Annotated in this window: 25 protein-coding genes and 1 tRNA gene; 17 read left to right on the forward strand and 9 right to left on the reverse strand. The window is 65.8% G+C overall.

From position 1 onward, the window contains the following. Positions 1–3: 3 nt before the first annotated feature. Complete coding sequence (locus Herbaro_RS07110; RefSeq protein WP_275013132.1) at positions 4–570, reverse strand: NUDIX hydrolase; 567 nt, start codon at positions 568–570, stop codon at positions 4–6. A 189-nt stretch (positions 571–759) separates the two neighbouring features. Between Herbaro_RS07110 and Herbaro_RS07115 the strand changes: the two genes are divergently transcribed. Next, positions 760–836: transfer RNA gene (locus Herbaro_RS07115), tRNA-Met, on the forward strand. Between the two features lie 143 nt (positions 837–979). Then, positions 980–1,279, forward strand: coding sequence for a hypothetical protein (locus tag Herbaro_RS07120; RefSeq protein WP_275013133.1), 300 nt, complete (start codon positions 980–982; stop codon positions 1,277–1,279). A 276-nt stretch (positions 1,280–1,555) separates the two neighbouring features. On the opposite strand, the gene Herbaro_RS07125 is transcribed toward Herbaro_RS07120, so the two are convergent. Beyond that, positions 1,556–2,011, reverse strand: a complete 456-nt coding sequence (locus tag Herbaro_RS07125) for a response regulator (RefSeq protein WP_275013134.1) — start codon at positions 2,009–2,011, stop codon at positions 1,556–1,558. 409 nt (positions 2,012–2,420) lie between these two features. Between Herbaro_RS07125 and argE the strand changes: the two genes are divergently transcribed. Beyond that, a complete protein-coding gene (gene argE, locus Herbaro_RS07130) occupies positions 2,421–3,626 on the forward strand; it encodes an acetylornithine deacetylase (protein WP_275013135.1) in 1,206 nt (401 codons plus the stop codon). Between the two features lie 73 nt (positions 3,627–3,699). Here argE and Herbaro_RS07135 read toward each other — a convergent pair whose 3' ends face one another. The 3 genes from Herbaro_RS07135 to Herbaro_RS07145 form a co-directional block, all read right to left on the reverse strand. Next, positions 3,700–4,857 (reverse strand): MFS transporter, encoded by a 1,158-nt coding sequence (locus tag Herbaro_RS07135; protein ID WP_275013136.1) that lies wholly within the window; start codon positions 4,855–4,857, stop codon positions 3,700–3,702. Between the two features lie 96 nt (positions 4,858–4,953). Beyond that, entirely contained in the window at positions 4,954–5,610 is a 657-nt protein-coding gene (locus tag Herbaro_RS07140) for a 7-cyano-7-deazaguanine/7-aminomethyl-7-deazaguanine transporter (RefSeq protein WP_275013137.1), read from the reverse strand. Positions 5,611–5,778: 168 nt separating this feature from the next. Beyond that, entirely contained in the window at positions 5,779–6,699 is a 921-nt protein-coding gene (locus tag Herbaro_RS07145; RefSeq protein ID WP_275013138.1) for an SMP-30/gluconolactonase/LRE family protein, read from the reverse strand. Positions 6,700–6,918: 219 nt separating this feature from the next. On the opposite strand from Herbaro_RS07145, the gene hemN reads away from it, so the two are divergent. From hemN to Herbaro_RS07200, 11 genes are all read left to right on the forward strand, one after another. Further along, on the forward strand, positions 6,919–8,352 hold the full coding sequence (gene hemN / locus Herbaro_RS07150) for an oxygen-independent coproporphyrinogen III oxidase (RefSeq protein WP_275013139.1): 1,434 nt from the start codon (positions 6,919–6,921) through the stop codon (positions 8,350–8,352). A 10-nt stretch (positions 8,353–8,362) separates the two neighbouring features. After that, the gene (locus Herbaro_RS07155) at positions 8,363–9,211 is read left to right on the forward strand and encodes a sulfite exporter TauE/SafE family protein (protein WP_275013140.1); all 849 of its coding nucleotides are present in this window, start codon (positions 8,363–8,365) and stop codon (positions 9,209–9,211) included. Further along, entirely contained in the window at positions 9,208–11,712 is a 2,505-nt protein-coding gene (locus Herbaro_RS07160) for a heavy metal translocating P-type ATPase (RefSeq protein WP_275013141.1), read from the forward strand. Before Herbaro_RS07155 ends, Herbaro_RS07160 begins: the two co-directional genes overlap by 4 nt. Continuing rightward, complete coding sequence (gene ccoS / locus Herbaro_RS07165) at positions 11,712–11,891, forward strand: cbb3-type cytochrome oxidase assembly protein CcoS (RefSeq protein WP_275013142.1); 180 nt, start codon at positions 11,712–11,714, stop codon at positions 11,889–11,891. Before Herbaro_RS07160 ends, ccoS begins: the two co-directional genes overlap by 1 nt. Positions 11,892–12,152: 261 nt before the next feature. After that, complete coding sequence (gene ccoN, locus Herbaro_RS07170) at positions 12,153–13,580, forward strand: cytochrome-c oxidase, cbb3-type subunit I (protein WP_275013143.1); 1,428 nt, start codon at positions 12,153–12,155, stop codon at positions 13,578–13,580. A gap of 12 nt (positions 13,581–13,592) precedes the next feature. Continuing rightward, positions 13,593–14,207 (forward strand): cytochrome-c oxidase, cbb3-type subunit II, encoded by a 615-nt coding sequence (gene ccoO / locus Herbaro_RS07175; protein WP_275013144.1) that lies wholly within the window; start codon positions 13,593–13,595, stop codon positions 14,205–14,207. Positions 14,208–14,211: 4 nt separating this feature from the next. After that, positions 14,212–14,406 carry a cbb3-type cytochrome oxidase subunit 3 gene (locus Herbaro_RS07180; protein WP_275013145.1) on the forward strand — a complete coding sequence of 65 codons (195 nt, stop codon included), beginning with the start codon at positions 14,212–14,214 and terminating at the stop codon, positions 14,404–14,406. Continuing rightward, entirely contained in the window at positions 14,399–15,331 is a 933-nt protein-coding gene (gene ccoP / locus Herbaro_RS07185) for a cytochrome-c oxidase, cbb3-type subunit III (protein ID WP_275013146.1), read from the forward strand. Before Herbaro_RS07180 ends, ccoP begins: the two co-directional genes overlap by 8 nt. Positions 15,332–15,405: 74 nt before the next feature. Then, on the forward strand, positions 15,406–16,893 hold the full coding sequence (ccoG, locus tag Herbaro_RS07190) for a cytochrome c oxidase accessory protein CcoG (RefSeq protein ID WP_275013147.1): 1,488 nt from the start codon (positions 15,406–15,408) through the stop codon (positions 16,891–16,893). A gap of 15 nt (positions 16,894–16,908) precedes the next feature. Further along, on the forward strand, positions 16,909–17,466 hold the full coding sequence (locus Herbaro_RS07195) for a FixH family protein (RefSeq protein WP_275013148.1): 558 nt from the start codon (positions 16,909–16,911) through the stop codon (positions 17,464–17,466). An 85-nt stretch (positions 17,467–17,551) separates the two neighbouring features. Beyond that, positions 17,552–17,803 carry a hypothetical protein gene (locus Herbaro_RS07200; RefSeq protein ID WP_275013149.1) on the forward strand — a complete coding sequence of 84 codons (252 nt, stop codon included), beginning with the start codon at positions 17,552–17,554 and terminating at the stop codon, positions 17,801–17,803. A gap of 16 nt (positions 17,804–17,819) precedes the next feature. Here Herbaro_RS07200 and fnr read toward each other — a convergent pair whose 3' ends face one another. The 3 genes from fnr to Herbaro_RS07215 all read right to left on the reverse strand — a co-directional run bounded on the left by fnr (position 17,820) and on the right by Herbaro_RS07215 (position 20,894). Then, positions 17,820–18,650, reverse strand: coding sequence for a fumarate/nitrate reduction transcriptional regulator Fnr (gene fnr, locus Herbaro_RS07205; RefSeq protein WP_275013150.1), 831 nt, complete (start codon positions 18,648–18,650; stop codon positions 17,820–17,822). Between the two features lie 332 nt (positions 18,651–18,982). Further along, positions 18,983–20,050 (reverse strand): fatty acid desaturase, encoded by a 1,068-nt coding sequence (locus tag Herbaro_RS07210; RefSeq protein WP_446719330.1) that lies wholly within the window; start codon positions 20,048–20,050, stop codon positions 18,983–18,985. A gap of 217 nt (positions 20,051–20,267) precedes the next feature. Beyond that, on the reverse strand, positions 20,268–20,894 hold the full coding sequence (locus tag Herbaro_RS07215; protein ID WP_275013152.1) for an OmpW/AlkL family protein: 627 nt from the start codon (positions 20,892–20,894) through the stop codon (positions 20,268–20,270). A gap of 260 nt (positions 20,895–21,154) precedes the next feature. Between Herbaro_RS07215 and Herbaro_RS07220 the strand changes: the two genes are divergently transcribed. Together Herbaro_RS07220 and Herbaro_RS07225 are read left to right on the forward strand one after the other, a co-directional pair. After that, positions 21,155–21,514: a type II toxin-antitoxin system RelE/ParE family toxin gene (locus Herbaro_RS07220; RefSeq protein ID WP_275013977.1), complete on the forward strand. Its 360-nt coding sequence runs from the start codon at positions 21,155–21,157 to the stop codon at positions 21,512–21,514. Continuing rightward, positions 21,504–21,947 carry a type II toxin-antitoxin system RelB family anti-toxin transcriptional regulator gene (locus tag Herbaro_RS07225; RefSeq protein WP_275013153.1) on the forward strand — a complete coding sequence of 148 codons (444 nt, stop codon included), beginning with the start codon at positions 21,504–21,506 and terminating at the stop codon, positions 21,945–21,947. Before Herbaro_RS07220 ends, Herbaro_RS07225 begins: the two co-directional genes overlap by 11 nt. A 6-nt stretch (positions 21,948–21,953) precedes the next feature. On the opposite strand, the gene Herbaro_RS07230 is transcribed toward Herbaro_RS07225, so the two are convergent. Further along, complete coding sequence (locus Herbaro_RS07230; RefSeq protein WP_446719312.1) at positions 21,954–23,021, reverse strand: 1-aminocyclopropane-1-carboxylate deaminase; 1,068 nt, start codon at positions 23,019–23,021, stop codon at positions 21,954–21,956. A gap of 187 nt (positions 23,022–23,208) precedes the next feature. On the opposite strand from Herbaro_RS07230, the gene Herbaro_RS07235 reads away from it, so the two are divergent. Continuing rightward, a complete protein-coding gene (locus Herbaro_RS07235; protein WP_275013154.1) occupies positions 23,209–23,670 on the forward strand; it encodes an Lrp/AsnC family transcriptional regulator in 462 nt (153 codons plus the stop codon). Positions 23,671–23,693: the final 23 nt, after the last annotated feature.

Genomic DNA, 23,693 nt, shown 5'->3' on the forward strand with positions numbered 1-23,693 from the left:
GGATCAGATCATGCGGCGCCGTATGTCTTCGGTGTGCAGCGTGAAGCCGCCGTCACCGGTGCGCACCTTCTTCAGGTCGGAGAAGAACGCGCGCAGCGTGAACTCCACCGTGGGGAAGGCGATGTCCTGCCAGGGAATCTGCTCCTCGGAAAACATCTCCACCTCAAGGCTCTCGATGCCGGCCTGGTAATCCAGGTCGAGCAGGGTGGCGCGGTAGAACAGATGCACCTGGTGCACATGCGGCACGTTCACCACTGTATACAGCTGGTGCAGCCGGATGCGCGCGCCGGCTTCTTCCTCGGTCTCGCGCACGGCCGCATCCTCGGTGGTCTCGTCGTTCTCCATGAAGCCGGCCGGCAGCGTCCAGTAACCCAGGCGCGGTTCGATGGCGCGCTTGCACAGCAGCACCCTGACCTCGCCGTCCTGCTCCCAGACCGGCACCGACCCGACCACCATCTTGGGATTCTGATAGTGGATCGTGCCGCAGCTGCCGCAGACGTAGCGCTGGCGCGTGTCGTCCTGGGGAATCTGCAGCGAGACCGGCTGACCGCATTCGGAACAGAAATTCATAAGAGTGGATCGTCGTGGCTTGATGTGTTTGTTATCGGCATGCATGCGCGTCTCGCTCCGTGGCTGTCGCTGCGCCGGAAATGTCGCGCGCAGACATCGGCAAATGCGGATGGAAGTGTATCACTGTAAAAAGATTGCAGAGAGTAGTTGCATTCCTGTTTTACCTGCCCTATAATCATTTTCTTCAGACGCGGGGTGGAGCAGTCTGGCAGCTCGTCGGGCTCATAACCCGAAGGTCGTAGGTTCAAATCCTGCCCCCGCAACCAAATTGTGAAAGCCGTTGAATGCATTGCGTTCAGCGGCTTTTTGCATTGGACCGCCGGTTCTGCAAGCGCATGGATTGCACCCGTTGCCGCGCAGTATGGCCCCTGTTAGTATGCAGCGATCAATTGATCGGGGAGAGTGGCAGATGGATACGCAAGACCAGAAGGATACCCAAGAACAAGCGCAGGGCCAGCAGCCGGAGCAGCCGCAGGATCCCTGGATCGTGCGCGCCGAGGAGCTCAAGGGACAGATGGAAGTGCTGCTGCAAGCCCAGCTCGAAGAGTATGAGCTGATGAACACCAAGCTGGAGCAGTGGAAGCAGAACCCGCACGAAGGGCAATGGTTGACCGTGGCCGACTACGAACCCTGGCAGGCGGCGCTGAAGAACCTGGAAGCCGCGCACCGCGCCTTCGACGAGCACATCAGCACCCGCGTGAAGAAGTAAGCGGGAGCGACATTCCCGCACCGATGAAAAAGCCCGCTTGCGCGGTAATGCCGTTCAGTTAAGCACTGAACGGCATTATTTTTTTGGTTGTTGGAAGTGATGCTCCGTTCGCCCTGAGTAGCCGCGTAGCGGCGTATCGAAGGGCCGCTTAGGGCAATGCTCTTGGCAAAGGGGCTTCGATACGGTCCTGTGGACCTACTCAGCCCGAACGGGGGAGGGCGCATAGGGAGCATCGCGCGCTTAACTGAACGGCATGACCGCTTGCGCGGGCTTTTTTCATGGGGCCGGCGGCGTGCGCGAGGGCGCGCCGCGCGTCCTGCGGCGCTTGCCCCAGCGCCGCGCGCATTCCAGCACGGCCTTCGTGTACTCGTCGGCGGATTCCGGCTTGAGCAGGTATTGGCTGGCGCCTGCGGCCAGCAGCTCGGGCATGGCCGGCGGGTAGTCCGGGTCGGGGAACACCACGATGGGCACTGCGCGCGTGGCGCGGCCGGCTTTCATGGCCAGGATGAAATCCAGGCCATTGTTCTCCATCATGCCGGGATCGAGGAAGATCATGCCCGGCAACTCGCCGTCGGCGCCTTCGCGGCGCGCGAACAGCAACCGGTTGATGGCGGCGTCGGCTTCGTCGTACCACTGCAGCACGCAATGGAAATTGCTTCGCCAGAGGGCGAAGCGCGCCATTTCGACTGCTTCGCCGTTCGACTCAATCATCAGGATGATCGGCGGTTTCATGATGTCTCTTTCGGTAGTCCGGCTGACGCGCTCGATTTCCCGTTGGCCGGGAAAATTCCGGAGGCCGTCTTGGGCGGCCCTGCATGAGCGAATCCTTGATGCCAGTCTTACAAAAACAAGGCCTCGGCCATATCATGGAATTCCTGATAAGCCTCGCGGCAAACGTCGCGTGCGGCGCCTGCCGATGAGCTGTTCTCCTATGGGGAAGCGGATTTTTCGCCGCTGCGCACGCGCCGCGCCGAAATGGGGTGTAATGTGGTTTGTGTTGCGAAAAGCGCGCTTGGCAGGCTCATCGGCCACACCGGCTCTGCGGTGGCACGGGGCTTGCTGCTGAAGTTGCCGGAGCGCACGGCGCGCGGCGGATCATCTGCCGCGCCCGGCTCCGGAATTGAACAGGCAAAACATCACCATGAACGCACCCTTGAAAACCGCAGCTTCGGAACCGACGAAGCAGACGCTGGACATCCTCAACACCCTCATCGGTTTCAACACCGTCAGCCGCGAATCCAACCTCGGATTGATCGAATGGGTTCGCGACTACCTCGAGCGCCACGGCGCCGTCACCCGCCTCACCTACGACGCCGAGCGGCGCAAGGCCAACGTGTTCGCCACCATCGGCGGCGCGGCCGGCAATGCCAGGTTCGGCACGGTCTTCTCCGGCCACACCGATGTGGTGCCGGTCAAGGGCCAGAACTGGGACAGCGATCCCTTCGTCGCCCGCATCGCCGACGGCAAGCTGTTCGGCCGCGGCGCCTGCGACATGAAAGGCTTCATCGCCGTATGCCTCTCGCGCCTGCCCTTCATCGACCAGGGCCGCCTGCACACGCCGCTGCATTTCTCGTTCTCGTATGACGAGGAAGTCGGCTGCCTGGGCGTGCGCGAACTGCTGGCCGACCTCAAGCAACACGAGATCCGGCCCACCGGCGTCATCATCGGCGAGCCGACCTCGATGCAGGCGGTCATCGCGCACAAGGGCAAGCGCTCGTATCGCTGCTCGGTGCACGGCCACGCGGCGCACTCGTCCTGCCCGCACCTGGGCATCAACAGCATCGACTTCGCCGCGATGATGCAGCTGAAGATTCGCGACATCGCCCGCCGCGTGCGCGAGAACGAGGCCAACGACTACGACTTCGACGTGCCGTATTCCTCCATCGTCACCACGCTCTCCAACGGCGGCTCCGCGCCCAACATCATTCCCGACAAGGCCGAGTTCGTGTTCGAGCACCGCTTCCTGCCGGGCATCGATCCGCGCGAAGTGTTCGAGGAAGTGAAGGCCTACGCCGAGCGGGAAGTGATGCCGCAGATGAGCGCGGACGGCGCGCAAGGCCGGATCGAGTTCGAGACCCTGACCGCCTACCCGGGCATGAGCACGCCGGCCGACGACCCCTTGGTGGCCTCGGCGCTGCGCATCCTCGGCAGCGAACGCGCGCGCAAGGTCGGCTTCGGCACCGAGGGCGGGTTGTTCGGCGAAGCCGGCATGCCGGCCGTGATCTGCGGCCCCGGCGACATCGTGCAGGCGCACAAGCCCAACGAGTTCGTCACGCTGGAGCAACTGGCGCGCTGCGAGAGCTTCTTCGACAACTTCATCGCCTCAGCCAACCTCAACGCGGCCTGAGCTTTCTTCCGTCCAAAGGAAAACGGCGCTGGTCCCATCGGACCGGCGCCGTTTTTCATTGCCGCGGCGGGGATCAGGCTGGCACGCGCGCGCGCTTGTCCAGCGAGGCCGAGAGCGCCACCGTGGCCAGGCCCAGCACCGCGAAGGCGGCGCCGATCAGCGGCAGGTCGGTCAGCGGCAGGCCGGCGGAAATCGCGATGCCGCCGACCCAGGCGCCGGTCGCGTTGCCCAGGTTGAAGGCGCCCTGGTTCAGCGTCGAGGCCAGGTTGGGCGCGCCGCGCGCGGTATCGAGCACGCGGATCTGCGCCCCCGGCACCACGGCGAAGGCGAAGGCGCCCCAGGCAAACATGGTGGCCAGCGTCGGCCACTTATAGTGGCTGGTGAAGGAGAACAGGCCCAGCACCACGGCGATGCACACGAACACCCCGCACATCACCGGCATCAGCTTCCAGTCGGCCAGCTTGCCGCCGACCAGGCCGCCCACGGTGATGCCGGCGCCGAACAGCAGCAGCACCCAGCTCTCCTCGCGCGCGCTGAAGCCGGTGACGTCGAGCAGGATGTAGGCAATGTAGGTAATCACGCTGAACATGCTGATCGAGGCCAGCGTCGAAGTCAGCAGCGAGAGCTGCACCCGGGTGTCGACGATGGAGCGGAACTCCTGGAAGATGTTGCCGCCCTGCATGGGGATCTTCTTGGGCAGCATGGCCCACAGCATGACGGCGGCGACCACGCCGATCACGGTCACCACGCCGAAGGTCGAGCGCCAGCCGGCGGCGTGGCCGAAGGCCGTGCCCAGCGGCACGCCCAGGATGTTGGCGACCGTCAGGCCGGTGAACATCAGCGCCACCGCCTGCGCGCGCTTGGCCGGCGCCACCAGTTCGGCGGCCACCACCGAGCCGATGCCGAAGAAGGCCGCGTGGCAGAACGCGGTGACCACGCGCGCCACCATCAGGAAATTGTAGGAAGGCGCGACCGCGCACAGCACGTTGCCCAGGATGAACAGCGTCATCAGGCCCACCAGCGCCTGCTTGCGCGGCCACTTGGCCGTCACGATGGCCAGGATGGGCGCGCCGGCGGCCACGCCCAGCGCATATCCCGAGACCAGCATGCCGGCCGCCGGCGCCGAGACGGCGAGGTCGCGGGCGACATCGGGCAGCAGGCCCATGATGACGAATTCGGTGGTGCCGATGCCGAAGGCGGCGACGGCAAGGGCAAACAGGGGCCAGTTCATGCGGAGTCCAGGGAGGGGAAGGGCGCGGCGGGGATCGCCGCGCGAAGCCGCAAGTTTACCGTCTGGCGGGAAATGTTGCTGGGCAATGTCGCCGTTCTACAGCGCGCGCGTCGCCAGCGGCCGGCCGAACCAGTTCTTGAGCAGCGACATCAGCGCGCCATAGGCCGGCAGGAAGAACAAGAGGCTGATGGCGATCTTGAAGCAATAGTCCACCACCGCGATCTCCACCCAGTGCTCGGCCATGAAAGGATCGCTGCTGCGCCAGAAGGCGATCGAGAAGAAGGCCAGCGTGTCGCTGGCGTTGCCGAACAGCATCGACACCGACGGCGCCAGCCACCAGCGGCGGTTGCCGCGCAGGCGGTTGAACACGTGCACGTCCAGGACCTGCCCCAGCGCGTAAGCCATGAAGCTGGCCGCGGCGATGCGCGCCACGAACAGGTTGAAATGCGCCAGCGCCGCCAGGCCCTGCCATTGGCCCATGTAGAACAGCGCCGAGACGCCGTAGGAAATGAACAGCGCCGGCAGCATCACCGCGAAGATGATGCGCCGGGCCAGCGGCGCGCCGAAGAAGCGCACCGTCAGGTCGGTCGCCAGGAAGATGAAGGGGAAGCTGAACGCGCCCCAGGTCGTGTGGAAGCCGAAGATGGAAACCGGCAGCTGCACCAGGTAGTTGCTGGAGGTGATCACCACCAGGTGGAACAGCGAAAGCCAGGCCAGCACAGCCGTGTGCCGCCGCAAGTCGAGGGTTGTCATAGTGACCTTTTTGATGAATGGGGTAAGGGAACCCATAGAAAAATCCCGCGCGGGGCGGGATCGGAGAAGGCGCTACTTTACCACATCGCGCCCGCCCGGGCGGGCTGCGGGCGGGCCGGCGGGCCAATAGCGGGTATATCCGGCGGGCGCTTGACTTGCCCGGTCCGCTCAGGGGCGGGCCGCGCCATTGACCGCCAGGTAGACCGCGTACAGCGAGGTGGTGGCGGTGATGAACAGGCGGTTGCCGCGCGGGCCGCCGAACACCACGTTCGACACCACCTCCGGCACCAGGACCTTCCCCAGCAGCGTGCCGTCCGGCGCGTAGCAGTGCACGCCGTCGCCGGCCGAGGTCCAGATGTTGCCGTGCGCATCGAGTCGGAAGCCGTCGGCCAGGCCGGGACTGATGGTGGCAAACACCTCGCCGCCGCGCAGCCTGGCGCCGTCGACCACGTCGAACACGCGGATATGGTGCGGGCCGCCGGCGCGGTGGGTCAGCCCGGTGTCGGCGATGTAGAGGCGGCTTTCATCCAGCGAGAAGGCCAGGCCGTTGGGGCGCTCCATGTCGCCGGCGACGAGGGTGATCTCGCCGCTGGCGCCGTCGATGCGATAGACGTTGCAGGCGCCGATCTCGCTGTCGGCCTTGTGGCCCTCGTAATCGCTGTCGATGCCGTAGGCCGGGTCGGTGAACCAGATCGAGCCGTCCGACTTCACCACCACGTCGTTGGGCGAATTGAGGCGCTTGCCCTGCCAGTGCGAGGCCAGCACCGTGCGGCTGCCGTCGTGCTCGGTGCGCACCACGGCGCGCGCGCCGTGCAGGCAGCCGACGATGCGGCCTTCGCGGTCCAGCGTGTTGCCGTTGTTGTAGTCGGAAGGCTGGCGGAACACGCCGGCGCCCGCGCCTTCGGACCAGCGCAGCAGGCGGTTGTTGGGGATATCGCTCCAGATCAGCTCATCGGTGGCCGGCAGGTAGACCGGCCCCTCGGTCCAGCGGCTGCCGGTGTGCAGGCAATCGAGGCCGGCGGTGCCGATGACCAGCGCGCGGAAGCGCGCGTCGGCGTGGACGTAAATCGAAGCGGGGGATGCGGCCATGTCGTCTCCTTGATCTGTGTCAGTGGCGTCGCCGATCGCATGGGCGCGCCCGTCGGCCATGATGATACCTTGCGCATCGAAATCGATTCGGCCGGCCGCGGCTCGCGGGGTCTTGATGCACATCAAGGCGCGGCGGCGACGGCCGGCCTATCCTGCAATCTCCACCCAATCCCTGTTCGCCGGCCGCGTCTTGCGCCGGCGCGCGGCCAGGAGCACCGAATGCACGTCGCCCATCCGTCCACCCTGCACAATGCCGCCAGCCTGGCCGGCATGAGCAAAGCCGTGCTGCGCAAGATGGACCAGCGCGGCCCGCGCTACACCTCCTATCCGACCGCCGACCGCTTCTCCAGCGAATTCGCCGTGAAGGATTACCTGCACGCGGTGTCGGACCGGCGCAGCATGGGCGCCTGGCGCGCGCTGTCGCTGTACCTGCACATTCCATTCTGCGACACCATCTGCTACTACTGCGCCTGCAACAAGATCGTCACCAAGAACCGCGCCAAGGCCGCGCTCTACCTGAGCTACCTCAAGCGCGAGATCGCCATGCAGGGCTCGCTGTTCTCGGGCATGAACCAGGTCGAGCAGTTGCACTTCGGCGGCGGCACGCCGACCTACCTGTCGGACGAGCAGATGGGCGACCTGATGGAGCACATCCGCAAGAGCTTCACGCTGGCGCCCGACCAGGTGGGCGAATACTCGATCGAGATCGATCCGCGCACGGTGTCGGTGGCGCGCGTGCACGCGCTGCGCGCGCAGGGCTTCAACCGCATCAGCCTGGGCGTGCAGGACTTCGATCCCGAGGTGCAGCGCGCGGTCAACCGCGTGCAGTCCGAGGAGCAGACGCTGGAGATCATGCGCGCCGCGCGCGAAGCGGGATTCCGCTCGATCAGCATCGACCTGATCTACGGCTTGCCCAAGCAGAACGTGATGTCGATGTCGCGCACCCTGGCCAAGGTGATCGCCGCCAGCCCGGACCGCATCGCCGTCTACAACTACGCGCACATGCCGCAGCTGTTCAAGACCCAGCGCCAGATCAACGAGGACGACCTGCCCAGCGCCGACAGCAAGCTCGACATGCTGTCGCTGTGCATCCGCCAGCTGACCACGGCCGGTTACGTCTACATCGGCATGGATCACTTCGCCAAGCCCACCGACGACCTCGCCATCGCCCAGCAGCAGGGCCGGCTGCACCGCAATTTCCAGGGCTATTCCACGCACTCCGAGAGCGACCTGGTGGCCTGCGGCGTCTCGGCCATCAGCGCCGTGGGCGGCAGCTACAGCCAGAACGAGAAGACCCTGGACGACTATTACGCGCGCCTGGAAAACGCCACGCTGCCGATCGCCCGCGGCATCCAGCTGGGCATGGACGACGTGTTGCGGCGCCTGATCATCCAGCGCCTGATGTGCAACTTCGAACTGTCGATCAACTCGCTGGAGATCGCCTATCCCATCGTCTTTCGCGAATACTTCGCGGCCGAGGTGGAGAAGCTCAAGGCGCTGGAAGAGGACGGCCTGATCAAGATCGAGCCGGAGTGGATCACCGTCGAGCCCAAGGGCCGCCTCCTGATCCGCAACATCTGCATGGTGTTCGACCGCTACCTGAAGGAAGACCGCGAGAAGGCCGCGCCGCAGCGATATTCGCAGACGGTCTGACGGAGTGCCTGTGAACCTGCTGCCGATCTTCCTGGTGGGGCTGATGGGAAGCGTCCATTGCATCGGCATGTGCGGCGGCATCGTCGGCGCGCTCAGTTCGGCCGCGCCGGGGCGGGGCGCGCAAGCCGCGCCTTCCCTCCTGCGCTACGCGCCGTCGGCCGCGGGCGCGTCGGCCCGCATCATTTCCATCCATCCCTCTCCCGTCGCACGCGACAGCGCCATCGCGCAGGATCTCGCGCGCGTGCTGTGCTACAACCTTGGCCGCCTCTCCAGCTATGCCGCCGCCGGCGCGCTGGCAGGCGGCATCGCCGCCGGCCTGCTGCGCGGCGCCGACGTGCTGGGCTGGCTGGCGCCGGCGCAGCAGCTGGCGTATGCCGCGGCCAACCTAGTGCTGGTGCTGCTGGGCCTGTACCTGACGCAATGGTGGGGCGCGCTGGCGCGCATCGAACGATTGGGGCAGGGCCTGTGGGCGGCGGTGCGGCCGCTGGCTGCGCGCTTCATTCCCGTGGATACTCCCGCCAAGGCACTGGCGCTGGGCGGCCTGTGGGGCTGGCTGCCGTGCGGCATGGTCTACAGCGCCTTGCTCACCGCGCTGATGGCCGGCAGCGCCGTGGACGGCGCGCTGACCATGCTGGCCTTCGGCGCCGGCACCTTGCCGGTGTTGCTGGCGGCCGGCATCTCCGGCGCGCGGCTGCGCCGGCTGGCCTCGCGCCCGGCCTGGCGGCGCGCGGCCGGCATCGTGGTGCTGGCCTTCGGCGTGCTGGGGCTGCTGCGCGCCGCCGACATCGGCGGGCTGGGCATCGCGCGCGGCTGGATCGACGTGTTCTGCGCCAGCCCGGCGCACGGGAGCGGGCAATGAGCGGGGCCGACGGCAGCGGCGGCCGGCTGTGCTTCCATTGCGGCCAGCCGGTGCCGGCCGGCGAACGCCTGTCGCTGCGCATCGGCAATGCCGCGCGCGACATGTGCTGCGTCGGCTGCCAAAGCGTGGCGCAGCTGATCGTCGACAGCGGCTGCGAGGATTTCTACCTGCGCCGCAGCGCGCCTTCGGCGCGCGTCGATCCCGAGCAATTGCTGCCGCCCGAATTGGCCCTGGCCGACCTGCCGGCCGGCGCCGATGGCGAGGGTGACGACGCCGCGCAAGAACTGGTGCTGTCGGTGGACGGCCTGCGCTGCTCGGCCTGCGTCTGGCTGATCGAAAAATACCTGGCGCGCCAGCGCGGCGTGCGCATGGCCGAGCTCAACGTGGCCAATGGCCGCCTGCATATCCGGCGCGACCCGGCGCTGTGCTCCACCTCGTCCATCCTGCGCGGCCTGCGCGGCCTCGGCTACACCGCCTATCCCTTCGACCCGCTGCGGCAAGGAGAGCAGGCGCGCCGCGCCTCGCGCCGGCTGTTCCGCCAGCTGTTCATCGCCGGCCTGTCGATGATGCAGGTGATGATGTACGCCGTGCCGGTGTACATGAGCCCGGACGGCATCGAGCCCGACATGATGGCGCTGATGCGCTGGGCCAGCCTGTTCCTGACCTTGCCTGCGGTGTGCTATTCGGCCTTGCCGTTCTTCTCCGGCGCCTGGGCCGGCCTGCGCGCCCGCGCGCCCGGCATGGACCTGCCGGTGGCCATCGGTATCGGCGCCGCCTTCATCGCCAGCGCGGTCGCCACCTGGCGCGGCGAGGGCGAGATCTGGTTCGACAGCGTCAGCATGTTCATCTTCCTGCTGCTGGCCAGCCGCTACCTGGAAGCGGCCGCGCGACGCAAGTCGGCGGCGGCGCTGGAGCGCATGCAGCAAGCCTTCCCCGCGGCGGCGCTGCTGCTGCGGGATTATCCGCAGGGGCGCGAGACCACGCTGGTGGCCGCCGCCGCGCTGCAGTCGGGCGACGTCATCCTGGCGCGCCCCGGCGACACCATCGCCGCCGACGCGCGGTTGATCGAAGGCGGCGCCGAGCTGGATCTTTCGCTGCTCTCCGGCGAAAGCCGGGCGCAGCAGTTCCAGGCCGGACAAGAGGCGCCCGGCGGCGCCGTCAACCTCAGCCAGCCGGTGCTGCTGCGGGTGGAGCGCGCCACCCGCGAAAGCACACTGGCCGCGTTGACGCGCCTGGCCGAGCAGGCCGGGGCCGGCAAGCCGGCGCTGGCGCAGTGGGCCGACATCGTCGCCTCGCGCTTCGTGGTGGCGCTGCTGGCGCTGGCCGCGGCCACTTTCCTGGCCTGGCATTTCATCGATCCGGCGCAGGCCTGGCCGACCGCCATCGCGGTGCTGGTGGTGTCCTGCCCGTGCGCGTTGTCGCTGGCCACGCCCTCGGCGCTGGCCGCCGCCACCGATCGCCTGCTGCGCGAAGGCACGCTGGTGGTGCGCGGCAACGTGCTGGAGACACTGCGGCGCGCCGACACCATCGTCTTCGACAAGACCGGCACCCTGACACAGGGCCGGCCACGCCTGGCCGCGTTGCATCTCGCCGCCGGCGGCGAGGCGCAGTCGCTGGCGATCGCCGCGGCGATGGAGCGCGGCAGCCTGCATCCGCTGGCCAGGTCGCTGGTGGAAGAAGCGGCGCGCCGCGGCATCGCGCCGGCGGAAGCGGAGCAGGTGGAATCCTTCACCGCCGCCGGCATGCAGTGCCGCATCGGCGGCCGCCTTCATCGCATCGGCTCGCAGGCCTTCGTCGCCGGGCTGGCCGGTGGCCGGCTGCCGCCGGCATTGGATGCGCGCGCGACGGCCGGAGCCGGTTCGGTCTACCTGGGTAATGAGGAGGGCTGGCTGGCGCGCTTCGACCTGGCCGACGCCTTGCGCCCGGATGCGGTGGCCACCGTGGCCGCCTTCCGCGCGCTGGGTTTGCGCACGGTGCTCTTGAGCGGCGACCAGGCCGACGTCTGCGCCGAGGTCGCGCGCGCCACGGGCATCGCCGAGGTGGCTGCCGGCTGCTCGCCCCAGCGGAAACTGGACTATGTGCGCGACCTGCAGCGCCAGGGCGCGGTGGTGGCCATCGTCGGCGACGGCATCAACGACGCCGCCATGCTGCGCGCCGGCGATGTGTCCTTCGCCATGGGACGCGGCGCGGCGCTGGCGCAGGTCAGCGCCGATGCGGTGGTGATGGGCGACCGCCTGTCCTCGGTGGCCGATTGCGCGCGCATGGCTGCGCGCGCGATGCGCGTGGTGCGGCAGAACCTGGGTTGGGCGGCGGCCTACAACTTCCTGGCGATTCCGGCGGCCGCCTTCGGCTGGCTGAATCCATGGATGTCGGCGGTGGGGATGTCCTTGAGTTCTCTGCTGGTGGTCGGCAATGCCTTGCGCCTGAGCCGGGCGGAGCCGGCTGCGGCTTTGCCGGAGCGGGTGGCGAACGGTGTGCCGGTGTTGGCGGGAGAGGCTTGATGGAAGCGCTTTATTTGTTGATACCCATGAGTACGGTGCTGGTGTTCCTGGCGATCTGGGTGTTTTTCCGGGCCAGCGACAGCGGGCAGTTCGACGATCTCGAGGGGCCGGCCTTGCGGATCTTGCATGACGATGACGGCGTCGTCGCGGTTGCGCCGGATGACACCGTTCTTCGCTGAGTCGGATGGCGCTGTCTTCTCTTGAACATGAGGCAGTGCTGACCACCACCTCCGGGCCGTCCCCCCGAAAGTGGGGATCCAGCGTCGCTCGCCGCGCAACGCCGATAATGGCCGGGGGCAAGCGACAGTCCAGCATCGCGCCCCCTCGATTTGCCCGCCGTTCCCTCCCGCTTCTCCCCGTTTTGATACACGTCAATACCCCCGCCAGCCCCTCCCCGTAAGCTCGCATTGGATAGTACTCAACACAGTGGGGAGAGTTTCGTGAGCAAAGAAAATAGCTACAACTACAAGGTAGTTCGCCAGTTTTCCGTGGCGACCATCCTGTGGGGCGTAGTCGGTATGCTGGTCGGCGTCATCATCGCCGCCCAGCTGGCATGGCCTGAACTGAACATGGGGATTCCCTGGCTGAGCTTCGGCCGGCTGCGGCCCCTGCATACCAATGCGGTGATCTTCGCGTTCGGCGGCAGCGCGCTGATGGCGACGTCCTATTACGTCGTCCAGCGCACCTGCCAGGTGCGGCTGTTCTCCGACTTCCTGGCCGCCTTCACCTTCTGGGGATGGCAGGTGGTGATCGTCGGCGCGGCCGTCACGCTGCCGCTGGGAATGACGCGCGGCAAGGAATACGCCGAGCTGGAATGGCCCCTGACCATCCTGATCGCGGTGGTGTGGGTGGCCTACGCGGTGGTGTTCTTCGGGACTCTCCTCAAACGCCGCGTGCAGCACATCTACGTGGCCAACTGGTTCTACGGCGCCTTCATCCTGGCCGTGGCGCTGCTGCACATCGTCAACGGCGCCACCATGCCGGCCACGCTGACCAAGTCCTACTCGGTCTACAGCGGCGCGCAGGATGCGATGATCCAGTGGTGGTACGGCCACAACGCGGTGGGCTTCTTCCTGACCGCGGGCTTCCTGGGCATGATGTATTACTTCATTCCCAAGCAGGTCAACCGCCCGGTGTATTCCTACCGCCTGTCGATCGTGCACTTCTGGGCGCTGATCTTCACCTACATGTGGGCCGGCCCGCACCATCTGCACTACACCGCGCTGCCCGACTGGACCCAGTCGCTGGGCATGGTGTTCTCGCTGATCCTGCTGGCGCCGTCCTGGGGCGGCATGATCAACGGCATGATGACCCTCTCGGGCGCCTGGCACCAGCTGCGCACCGATCCCATCCTGAAGTTCCTGGTGGTGTCGCTGTCGTTCTACGGCATGGCCACCTTCGAGGGCCCGATGATGGCCATCAAGACCGTCAACGCGCTGTCGCACTACACCGACTGGACCATCGGCCACGTGCACTCCGGCGCGCTGGGCTGGGTGGGCTTCATCACCATGGGTTCGATGTACTACCTGATCCCGCGCCTGTCGGGCAAGACCCAGATGTGGAGCAAGGACCTCATCGAAATCCATTTCTGGGTGGCCACCATCGGCATCGTGCTGTACATCGCCGCGATGTGGATCGCCGGCGTGATGCAGGGCCTGATGTGGCGCGCGGTCAACAGCGACGGCACGCTGACCTACACCTTCGTGGAAAGCGTCAAGGCGACCTATCCGTACTACGTCATCCGCCTGATGGGCGGCCTGATGTACCTGTCCGGCATGCTGGTCATGGCTTACAACACCTGGCGCACGATGCGCGGCACCACGCTGGCCGTTGCGCCGATTCCGGCTGTCGCCAACGCTGCGCACTGATTGGGGGAAAGAATGAAGTTTTCGCATGAATGGATCGAGAAGAACCCCTGGCTGCTGATCGCCCTGGTAGTGCTGGTGGTGAGCGTGGGCGGCCTGGCCGAGATCGTGCCGCTGTTCTTCCAGAAGTCGACCACCGAGCCGATCGCCGGCCTGAAGCCTTATTCGGCGCTGCGCCTGGCCGGCCGCGACGTGTACATCCGCGAGGGCTGCTACAACTGCCACTCGCAGATGATCCGTCCGCTGCGCGCCGAGACCGAACGCTATGGCCACTATTCGGTGGCCGGCGAGTCGGTGTACGACCACCCGTTCCAGTGGGGTTCCAAGCGCACCGGGCCCGACCTGGCGCGCGTGGGCACCCGCTACAGCGACGAGTGGCATCGCGCCCACCTGCACAACCCGCGCGACGTGGTGCCGGAGTCGAACATGCCGGCCTATCCGTGGCTGGAGCGGACCAGGCTGGACAACTACGACATCGTCGCCCGCATGCGCGCACTGAAGCGCATCGGCGATCCCTACACCGAGGAAGAGATCAAGAACGCGCCGGCCGAGCTGCTCGGCAAGACCGAGCAGGATGCGCTGATCGCCTACCTGCAAGGATTGGGCGTGCTGATCAAGGCGGAGAGATAAGACCATGACTGAATTTTTCACTGATGCGCGCAGCATGATCACGCTGGTCAGCTTCATCACCTTCGTCGGCATCATCTGGTGGACCTACGTCAGCCACAAGCCAGCCGATTTCACGCAGGCGGAGATGCTGCCCTTCGCCGACGGCGACGTCGGCCAGCCGGCCGCGGCGGCTTCCGAAGCGGAGGTGCGCCATGGCTGATTTCACCAGCGGTTTCTGGAACATCTGGATCATCGTCCTGACGGTGCTGGGCATCGTCGGCTGCGGCCTGCTGCTGTGGCAGCAGTCGACCTGGAAGGTGAAGAAGGGCGAGCAGCCGGTCGCCGGCTCCACCACCGGGCACGTCTGGGACGAAGACCTGACCGAGCTGAACAACCCGCTGCCGCGCTGGTGGATGTGGTTGTTCTACCTGACCATCTTCTTCTCGGTGGGCTACCTGGTGGTGTATCCCGGCCTGGGCAATTTCGCCGGCACCTTCGGCTGGCAGTCGACCGGCGAGCACGACCAGGACGTGAAGGAGGCAAACGCCAAGTACGGCCCGCTGTTCGACGGCTTCATGAAGCAGGACCTGAAGGCGGTGGCCGCCGATCCGCAGGCCCACGCCATCGGCGAGCGCCTGTTCCTGACCTACTGCGCGCAGTGCCACGGTTCGGATGCCCGCGGCAACAAGGGCTTCCCCAACCTGACCGACGACGACTGGCTGCACGGCGGCGCGCCCGAGACCATCAAGGAAACCATCATGAAGGGACGCCACGGCGTGATGCCTTCGATGGCCGCCGCGGTGGGCACCGACAAGGATGTCGACAACGTCGCCAACTACGTGCTGAGCCTGTCGGAGTCGACGCATGACCCGATCAAGGCCGAGTTGGGCAAGGCCAAGTTCGGCGCCTGCATGGCCTGCCACGGCGCCGGCGGCAAGGGCAACCAGGCCATCGGCGCGCCCAACCTGTCGGACAAGATCTGGCTCTACGGCGGCAGCATCGACACCATCAAGGAAACCATCAACAAGGGCCGGGACAACACCATGCCGGCCTTCGGCGAGTTCCTCGGCGAACCCAAGGTGCACGTGCTGGCGGCCTATGTGTGGAGCCTCTCCAACAGGCCGAGCAATGCGACAGCGAAGTAAGTAGTGCCGAACGCCCCGACGATCTCGGGGCGTTCGCGTTTTGAGCAGCCAATGCAGGCAGATCAGGCAAGACAATGGAAGAAGCCGTGATGACACCCAGGCAAGACAAGCAAGGCAAGCAAGACAAGGATGCGGAGCCGGCCGGCGGCTCCGGCCCCAGGCAGGGCAAGGACGAATACGCGGTCATCCGCATGTACGAGGCGCGCGAGCAGATCTATCCGCGCGAGATCAAGGGACGCTACGCCAGCCTGCGCTGGCTTTGCGTGTTTTTGACGCAGCTGGTGTTCTACGGCATGCCGTGGATCAACTGGAACGGTCGCCAGGCGGTGCTGTTCGACCTGGCCGCGCGCAAGTTCTACCTGTTCGGCCTGGTGCTGTGGCCGCAGGATTTCATCTGGCTGGCGGCGCTGCTGATCATCTGCGCCTTCGGCCTGTTCCTCTTTACCGCCGTGGCCGGGCGCGTCTGGTGCGGCTATGCCTGCCCGCAGACGGTCTACACCGAAATCTTCATGTGGATCGAGCGCCGCATCGAGGGCGCCCGCAGCGCGCGCATGCGCCTGGACCGCCAGCCCTGGTCGTTCGAGAAGCTGTGGCGCAAGTCGGCCAAGCACCTGGCCTGGGGCGCGCTGGCGCTGTGGACCGGGCTGAGCTTCGTCGGTTACTTCTCGCCGATGCGCGAGCTGCTGCCCGAGCTGGCCGCCTTCGCCTTCGGCCCGTGGGAGCTGTTCTGGATCCTGTTCTATGCGCTGGCCACCTACGGCAACGCCGGCTGGATGCGCGAGCAGGTGTGCAAGTACATGTGCCCCTATGCGCGCTTCCAGAGCGCCATGTTCGACCGCGACTCGCTGATCATCACCTATGACGGCGCCCGCGGCGAGCCGCGCATGCCGCAGGCCAAGGCCGCCAGGCTCGGCGCCGGCGCGCCCGCCGGCGATTGCATCGACTGCACGCTGTGCGTGCAGGTCTGCCCGACCGGCATCGACATCCGCGAAGGCCTGCAATACATGTGCATCGGTTGCGCCGCCTGCGTGGATGCCTGCGACAGCGTGATGGACAAGATCAAGCGCCCGCGCGGCCTGATCCGCTACTCCACCGAGAACGCGGTGGAGCAGGGCTTGCCGGCATCGGCGATCCGGCGCCGCCTGCTGCGCCCGCGCATCCTGATCTATACCGCGATCCTGGGCGCGGTGGCGGCCTTGTTCGCCGGCTCGCTGTGGGTGCGCACGCCGGTCAAGCTGGACGTGATCCGCGACCGCGGCTCGATGGGGCGCGAGGTGGAAGACGGCATCATCGAGAACGTCTACCGCCTGCAGATCATCAACACCGACGAACGCGGCCATCGTTATCGCATCACGGCCACCGGCATCGCCGGGCTGGCGGTGGCGCCGGCTGACGCCATCGACATCGCCGCGACCCAGACCCTGTCGGTGCCGGTGCGCGTGCGCGCGCCGCACGGAGCCGGCGAGAGCGGCTCCAACAAAATCCGTTTCGAACTGCGGGACGAAGAGGACCCCACGCTGCGTGTGAGCGAAAAGGCGGTCTTCATCGTGCCGCGCCCCTGACCTAGTGAGGAAATCATGGCAATCGCATCTCCCGGCTTGTCTCCCGGCGCTTCGCGCGCCGTCCCCTGGTACCGCCAGCGCTGGCCCTGGCTGCTGATGTCGGGCCCGGCCGTAGTGGTGGTGGCCGGCGTATTCACCGCCTGGCTGGCCATCTCGCGCAGCGATGCGCTGGTGGCCGACGACTATTACAAGCAGGGCAAGGCCATCAACAAGGACCTGAGCCGCGACCGCGAGGCCTGGCGCCTTGGCGCGCTGATCCGCCTGGGCTACGATCCGGCCGCCCGCGCGCTGCGCGGCAAGCTGCAGATGCAGCAGGCGCCGGCGGCGGGCGAGGAAGGCGCCACCCTGTTCCTGAGCCTGGTGCATCCGACCCAGCCGGGCAAGGACCGCACGCTGATCGTCAAGCGCGCGGCCGACGGCAGCTTCACGGCGCCGCTGGAGGAGCTGGAGCAGGCGCGCTGGCGCCTGGTGGCCGAAGACGGCAGCCACGCCTGGCGGCTGCACGCCTCCTGGCAATGGCCGCAGCAGCGCGAGGTGGAAATGAGCGCCGAGGCCTATGCGCCGGCCCAATAGCGCGCTAAGCTGAAGCTTGCGAAGCCGGCCCGAAGACCGGCGCAAGCCCCGGCGCCCCGCCGGGGAAACGACAAGGAGACGGCACATGCGCAAGACGGCACGCAACTACGCCATCGTCGGCTGGATGGCATTCCTGATGGCCATCGCGGCCGAAGGCCTGTTTTTTTCCGTATTCGATCCGATCGGGCTCGCGCTGGCCGCGGGCCGCGAATGGGGCGCGCTGGACGCCTACAGCATCGGCTTCTTCTGCTTCTGGGGATGTTTCGCCGCGGCGGGCCTGCTGGCCCTGCGGCTGACGCAGGCCGTCCGCGAGGAACGGCCGCGCCGCTACGCCTGATAGGCGCGGGGAGGGTTTAGCTGGCTGCGCGCGCGGGCGCCGGCGCGCAGGGATCGGCGCCGGCCGCCAGGCGCTTCAGGGCGGCCAGGTCGACCACCTCGACGTCGCGCTGCTCCACCGCCAGCAAGCCCTGCTTGCGGAACTTGGAGATCAGGCGGCTGATGCTCTCGATGGTCAGGCCCAGGTAGTTGCCCACGTCCTGGCGCGTCATGCGCAGCTGGAAGCGGGTGGGCGAGTAGCCGCGCGCGGCGTAGCGCGAGGACAGGTTGACCAGGAAGGCGGCGAAGCGCTGCTCGGCGCGCATGTTCCCCAGCAGCATGATCACGTTCTGCTCGGTGGTGATCTCGTGGCTCATGATGCGGTGGAAATGGCGCAGCAGGTGCGGGATCTGGCCGAACAGCTGCTCCAGCCGCGCGAACGGGATCTCGCAGACCTCGCTGTCCTGCAGCGCGACGGCGTCGCACTGGTGGCTTTCGGTGCTGATGGCGTCCATTCCCAGCAGTTCGCCGGGCATCTGGAAGCCGGTGATCTGGCGGTCGCCGTCGAGGTTCTCCTGGTAGGTCTTGAAGTGGCCCACGCGCACCGCGTACAGCGCGGTGAAGCGATCGCCGATGCGGTACAGGAAATCGTCGCGGGCGACCTTGCGGCGGCCGATGATCTTGTCCAGGCGCTTCATGTCGGATTCATCCAGGCCCATGGGCAGGCACAACTGGTGCATGCCGCAGGCGGTGCAGCTGCGCAGCGCGGAGCTGCTCGCCGCTTCGCGCGCCGCGGTCAGCGGCGACGCCTGCGTCAGGGGAGAAATTGCGGAAGCTGCGTGCGAGGTGGAGTGGCAAGACTGATTCATACGATGTTCCCGGCGGACATGTTGCGATCTACGATGGCCTCATTTTAAGTCTGCGGGACAGGCGAAGTCCGGGGCTATTCCTGAATCAGACGGCATTTCTTGTCCCAGATCAAACATCCACGAAGTAACTGCGCAGGCGACGCAACAGCGCGTTGTTGCACGGGAAGAAACGCGTGAGCTTGCGCGAGGAAGCGCCGAAAAAGAGGGAGGGGAAGCGGGAGGGGGGGCGACCTTGATGGGGGAAATGGGCGGTATCGCGGGGTTTACCGGGGACCCGCGACTGCCCTTCCATGCGGTCGTCTTGTTGTTGAAAACCTAAAGCAAGTCGTCGTTCAGGCTTCGCCGGCGGCGTTCATTTCCGGCATCGGCAGCGGCGTGCTGGTCGGGCGGCCGCGGAAGTCGGTCCAGCACAGGCGCTTGAAGTCGTACAGCTTGCAGCGGCGCGCGGTGTCGAAGTACCAGCCCCAGGAGAACTTCTGGATCACGATGCGGCCGGGCAGCATGGTCTCCAGCTTCTTCTGCGCCTTCTTCAGGCGATACAGCGGCACGCTCATGTCGACGTGGTGGGCGGTGTGCTCCATGATGTGATGCAGCAGCGCGCCCCAGCCGCGGCCGAAGGTCAGGTGCACGGTGGTCGAGACGAAGGGCTGCGCGGCGGCCCAGGTGGTCTTGTCCTCGTACCAGGCGACCGAGGTGTGGGTGTGGTGCACGTACACCACGAAGCCCATCATGGCCTTCCAGAACATGATCGGGATCAGGAAGCCGGTGATGAACAGGCCCCAGAACGATTGCTCCGTCGCGCTCGCGGCCCAGGCCAGGCCTGCGATCCACACCGCCGCCACGGCGGTGACCAGCACGCCGTCCCACATGAATTCGGCGCGACGCGTCGGCATCTGCTTCTTCGAGGGGAAGTACATGCGCTTCCACCACATGTCGATCATGTAGTACAGGCCGGGGCCCAGGCCGCTGCGATAGACGCGTTCCAGCTGGCGGCGCCAGCGCGGCAGGGCGCGGAATTCTTCCAGCGTGCGCGGTTGCCAGACGAAGTCGAAGCTCTTGAGATTGGTGTAGCCGTGGTGCACCACGTTGTGCCCGATGGCCCACAGGCTGTAGGGCGTGAGCGAGGGCATGAACAGCAGGCGGCCGAGCCAGGTGTTGAGCTTGCGGTTGGGCGTGAAGCTCTGGTGGCAGGCATCGTGGCCGAGGATGAACAGGCGGCCGATGATGAAGCCGGCGACCACGCCAAGCGCGATCTTGGCCAGCATCCACGGCACCATGATGATGGCCGCCAGGGCCAGGCCGAACAGGCTGAAATCGATGGCCGAGAGCAGCAGGGCGATGGCCGTGCTGCGCTGGCTGATCGGGATCACCCAGGAGCGGATGATCTTGCGGTGGGGCATCGGTGCGCCAGGGGCGACCGGCGTGGTGTGCGAAGTCGTCGACATCGTATTTACCTCTTCTTGCGGTGAACGGTGGGGCGGAGAAGCTGGCTGGGGCCGGGAGATGCGCCTGCTGCCGTGGCTGCTGCCTCTGCGGGTCGTGTGCAACCCAAAAAAATGGCGCGACCGGTCATCGGAAGATGACGGATCGCGCCGTTTGGGTTCCGCCAAGAATACCTTAGAAACGATAGCCGACGCCAACGCCGAACAGCCACGGATCGATCTTCACCGAGCTGACCTTGACGCCGCCGACCTTCACGTCGCTGGAAATCTGCACCTTCTTGATGTCGAAGTTGATCAGCCAGTGCTTGTCGATCTTGACGTCCAGGCCGGCCTGCAGCGCGCCGCCGACGCTGTTGCTGTCGAGCTTGGCCGCGCCGTTGAGCACGTTCACGTCGGAGATGCGGGTGTAGTTGATGCCGGCGCCGACATAGGGCGAGAAGCGCGACTCAGGCGTGAAGTGGTACTGCACCAGCAGGGTCGGCGGCAGGTGCTTGAAGCTGCCGATCTTCTGGCCCGACAGGCGCACGTCATGTTCCTGCGGGTAGGTCAGGATCAATTCGGCGGCGATGTTCGGGGTGAAGAAATAGCTGATGTCGATTTCGGGAATGGTCTTGGAGCTGACGGTGAGCTGGTCCGATGCCGTGGTCACGCCGGCGACCGGATCGGACTTGTTGTCCGGGCTGATGTTGACGGCGCGCACGCGCACCAGCCACGGGCTTTGGGCTTCCTGCGCGAAGGCGGGAATGGCGAAAGCGGAAGAGAGGGCGGCTGCCGCGGCAGCGATGGTCACGATTTTTTTCATGGCTTTTCTACCTGTCGTTTGTTTGTCGATTGATGACGAACGAAAGGTACGCGGGAAGGCGAGCAGGGGCTTTGATGCCGATCAAGCGGGGTGAATTCGAAGAAATGGGGGATCGCTGCGCATTGAGGAAGGATGATGGCCCTTTGCCGCAGAGATCGGCTATTTTCCCGCAGGGTTTCCATTTTAATTTTTCTTGAAGTGGTACACTTGGTGTTCCACTTATTTTGATGCGATTATCTGTTCCCGCCGTGGCCGCAGCCATGTCCCCAAGGGCGTTCAAGACAAGATGGTTTGACAGGGAAGCCCGCAGGATGGGCATCCCGGACAGCGAGTTGAGCAAGGTGGTGCGGCAGCTGATGCTCGGCCAGGGCGATGATCTGGGCGGGGGCGTGTGGAAGAAGCGGATGAGCCGCAATGCCAATCGGGCGATCGTGCTAGCCAAGGGAAGGCGGCATTATTTCTTCGTGTTTGTCTTTGCCAAGAATGCGATGCAAAACATCCAGGACGATGAATTGCAGCAATTTCGCAAACTGGCCGGTATCTATGCGGCCTATGGCGTGGATGAGCTGGTGCGATTGTGCGCAGTGGGCGCCTTGTTGGAGATTGAACATGAAAAATGAACGGAAATCCGCTCAGCCTGCGGCAAGCGTGAAGGCCGGGGCCAAGCGCAGGAAAATGACGGCGGGCGCGATGCCCGGCCATGCGTTGAAGCAGGAGCGCGCCTCTTATGGCGCGCGTACTGCGGGCAAGGCGCGCAGCGCCGCCTTTGCGTCGATCCATAGCGCCGTGCAGGATCTGCACGACGCCGACGGTATCGACCTGGTGACCATGCGCAATTTCGATCAGGCCTGTCTGTCGGACCAGGCTCTCAATGCGCAGGACGTGCGCAGCATCCGGCGCAGCAGCGGCGTGAGCCAGTCCGTGTTCGCCCGTTACCTGGGAACCAGCGAATCCACCGTCAAGCAATGGGAGTCCGGTGCCAAGCAGCCCAGTGGCATGGCGCGCACCTTGCTGAATGCCGTGCGCAAACACGGTATTGCGGTGCTGTCCTGACAGCGCCTACTCCTTGAAACGCGCCTCGCGCGCCAGCTTGGTCAGGTTCTCCGGATCTTCGAAGGCCTTGTAGTAGGCGTTCAGCGCGGGCGCGCCGCCCAGGTGCGCGTACAGCACGCGCTGGCCCTTGAAGTGGCCCTTCCTGGCCATGTCGATCAGGCCGTCGATGGATTTCCCCTCATACACCGGGTCGGTCAGCATGGCTTCCATTTCGGCCGCGGTGCGGATGGCGGCGATGGTCTGCTCGCTGGGCAGGCCGTAGGCCGGGCCGCTGTAGTCGGGGATGATCTCGATGTCGGCGTCCTTCAGCACGACCTTCTTGCCGCCCTTGGAGGCGATCAGTTCGGCGGTGTCGTTGGCGATCTTGGTGACGGCGCGGCGGGTCATCGCCTCGTCGTCGGCGGTGTCGATGCCGATCACGCGGCGGCGCTTGTCCTGCGCCGCGAAGCCGACCACCATGCCGGCCTGGGTGGAGCCGGTACAGGTCGCCACCACGATGTTGTCGAAGAAGATGCCCAATTGCTGTTCCTGCATCGCCACTTCATCGGCGAAGTTGGCGTAGCCCAGGCCGCCCAGCGGATGGTCGGAGGCGCCGGCCGGGATCGGGTATGGCTTGCCGCCTTTCTTGCGCACTTCTTCCAGCGCCTTGGCCCAAGTGTCTTTCTCGGTGGTGGAGTAGCCGTAGCCGGCCATGATCGGGTTGCCGCCCATGATGCGGGTCAAGAGGATGTTGCCGACCTTGTCGTAGACCGGGTCGTCCCATTCCAGCCAGGTCTCTTGCACGGTGTACGACTTCATGCCCACCGCCGCCGCCGCCGCGCACACCTGGCGCGTGTGGTTGGACTGGATGTTGCCGATCGAGACCAGCGTGTCGCAGCCCTTGGCCAGCGCATCGGCCACCAGCCACTCCAGCTTGCGGATCTTGTTGCCGCCGAAGGCCAGGCCGGAAGAGACGTCGTCGCGCTTGGCCCAGATTTCCGTATCCAGCATCGCCGACAGGCGCTCCAGCTTGTGAAGGGGAGAGGGGAAGAAGCCCAGCGTCTTGCGCGGGAAGAGTTTGTCGAGTGCCAGCATGGGTTGCTCCGGTTCAGGTTCAGTTCAGGAAATGGTCCGATCCGCATCGAATCGCCGGGATCAACTTTACGCTTCGCGATTTAAATCGTGCTTCCGAATTTATGTCATTATTTGGTTGATTAAATGGATGAGTTTTATTTTGTATTTATAAGATTCCTTAAAACTGATTAAAGAAGGAATAATCGTCATGTCGCTCGATCGCATGGACAAGCGCATCCTCAAGGCGCTGCAGAAGGATGGCCGAATCGGCAACGCCGAGCTGGCCAAGAAGCTGGGCATGAGCGCCACGGCTTGCTGGAACCACACCCGGCGGCTGATGGACGAGGGCTACGTGAAGGAAGTGCGCGCCATCCTCGACCCCGAGAAACTGGGGCTGCCGGTGCTGGTGACGGTGGGCGTGGTGCTGGACCGCTCGACGCCGGAGAGCTTCGCCGAGTTCGAGAAGGCGGTGCGCGAGATCGCCGCGGTGCAGGAGTGCCTGTTGCTGGCCGGCGAGTTCGACTACTGGATCAAGCTGCGCGTGAAGGACCTGCAGGCCTTCAACCGCCTGCACGCCAGCACGCTCTTGCGCCTGCCGGGCGTGCGCCAGCTGCGTTCGTTCTTCGTGCTCAACGAGGTGAAGAACAATCCAGAACTTGTGGTCGAGTGAACGATCTTTCCACAAGACCTATA

The organism is Herbaspirillum sp. WKF16 (assembly GCF_028993615.1).
In the GTDB taxonomy this organism is placed as follows: Bacteria; Pseudomonadota; Gammaproteobacteria; order Burkholderiales; family Burkholderiaceae_D; genus Herbaspirillum.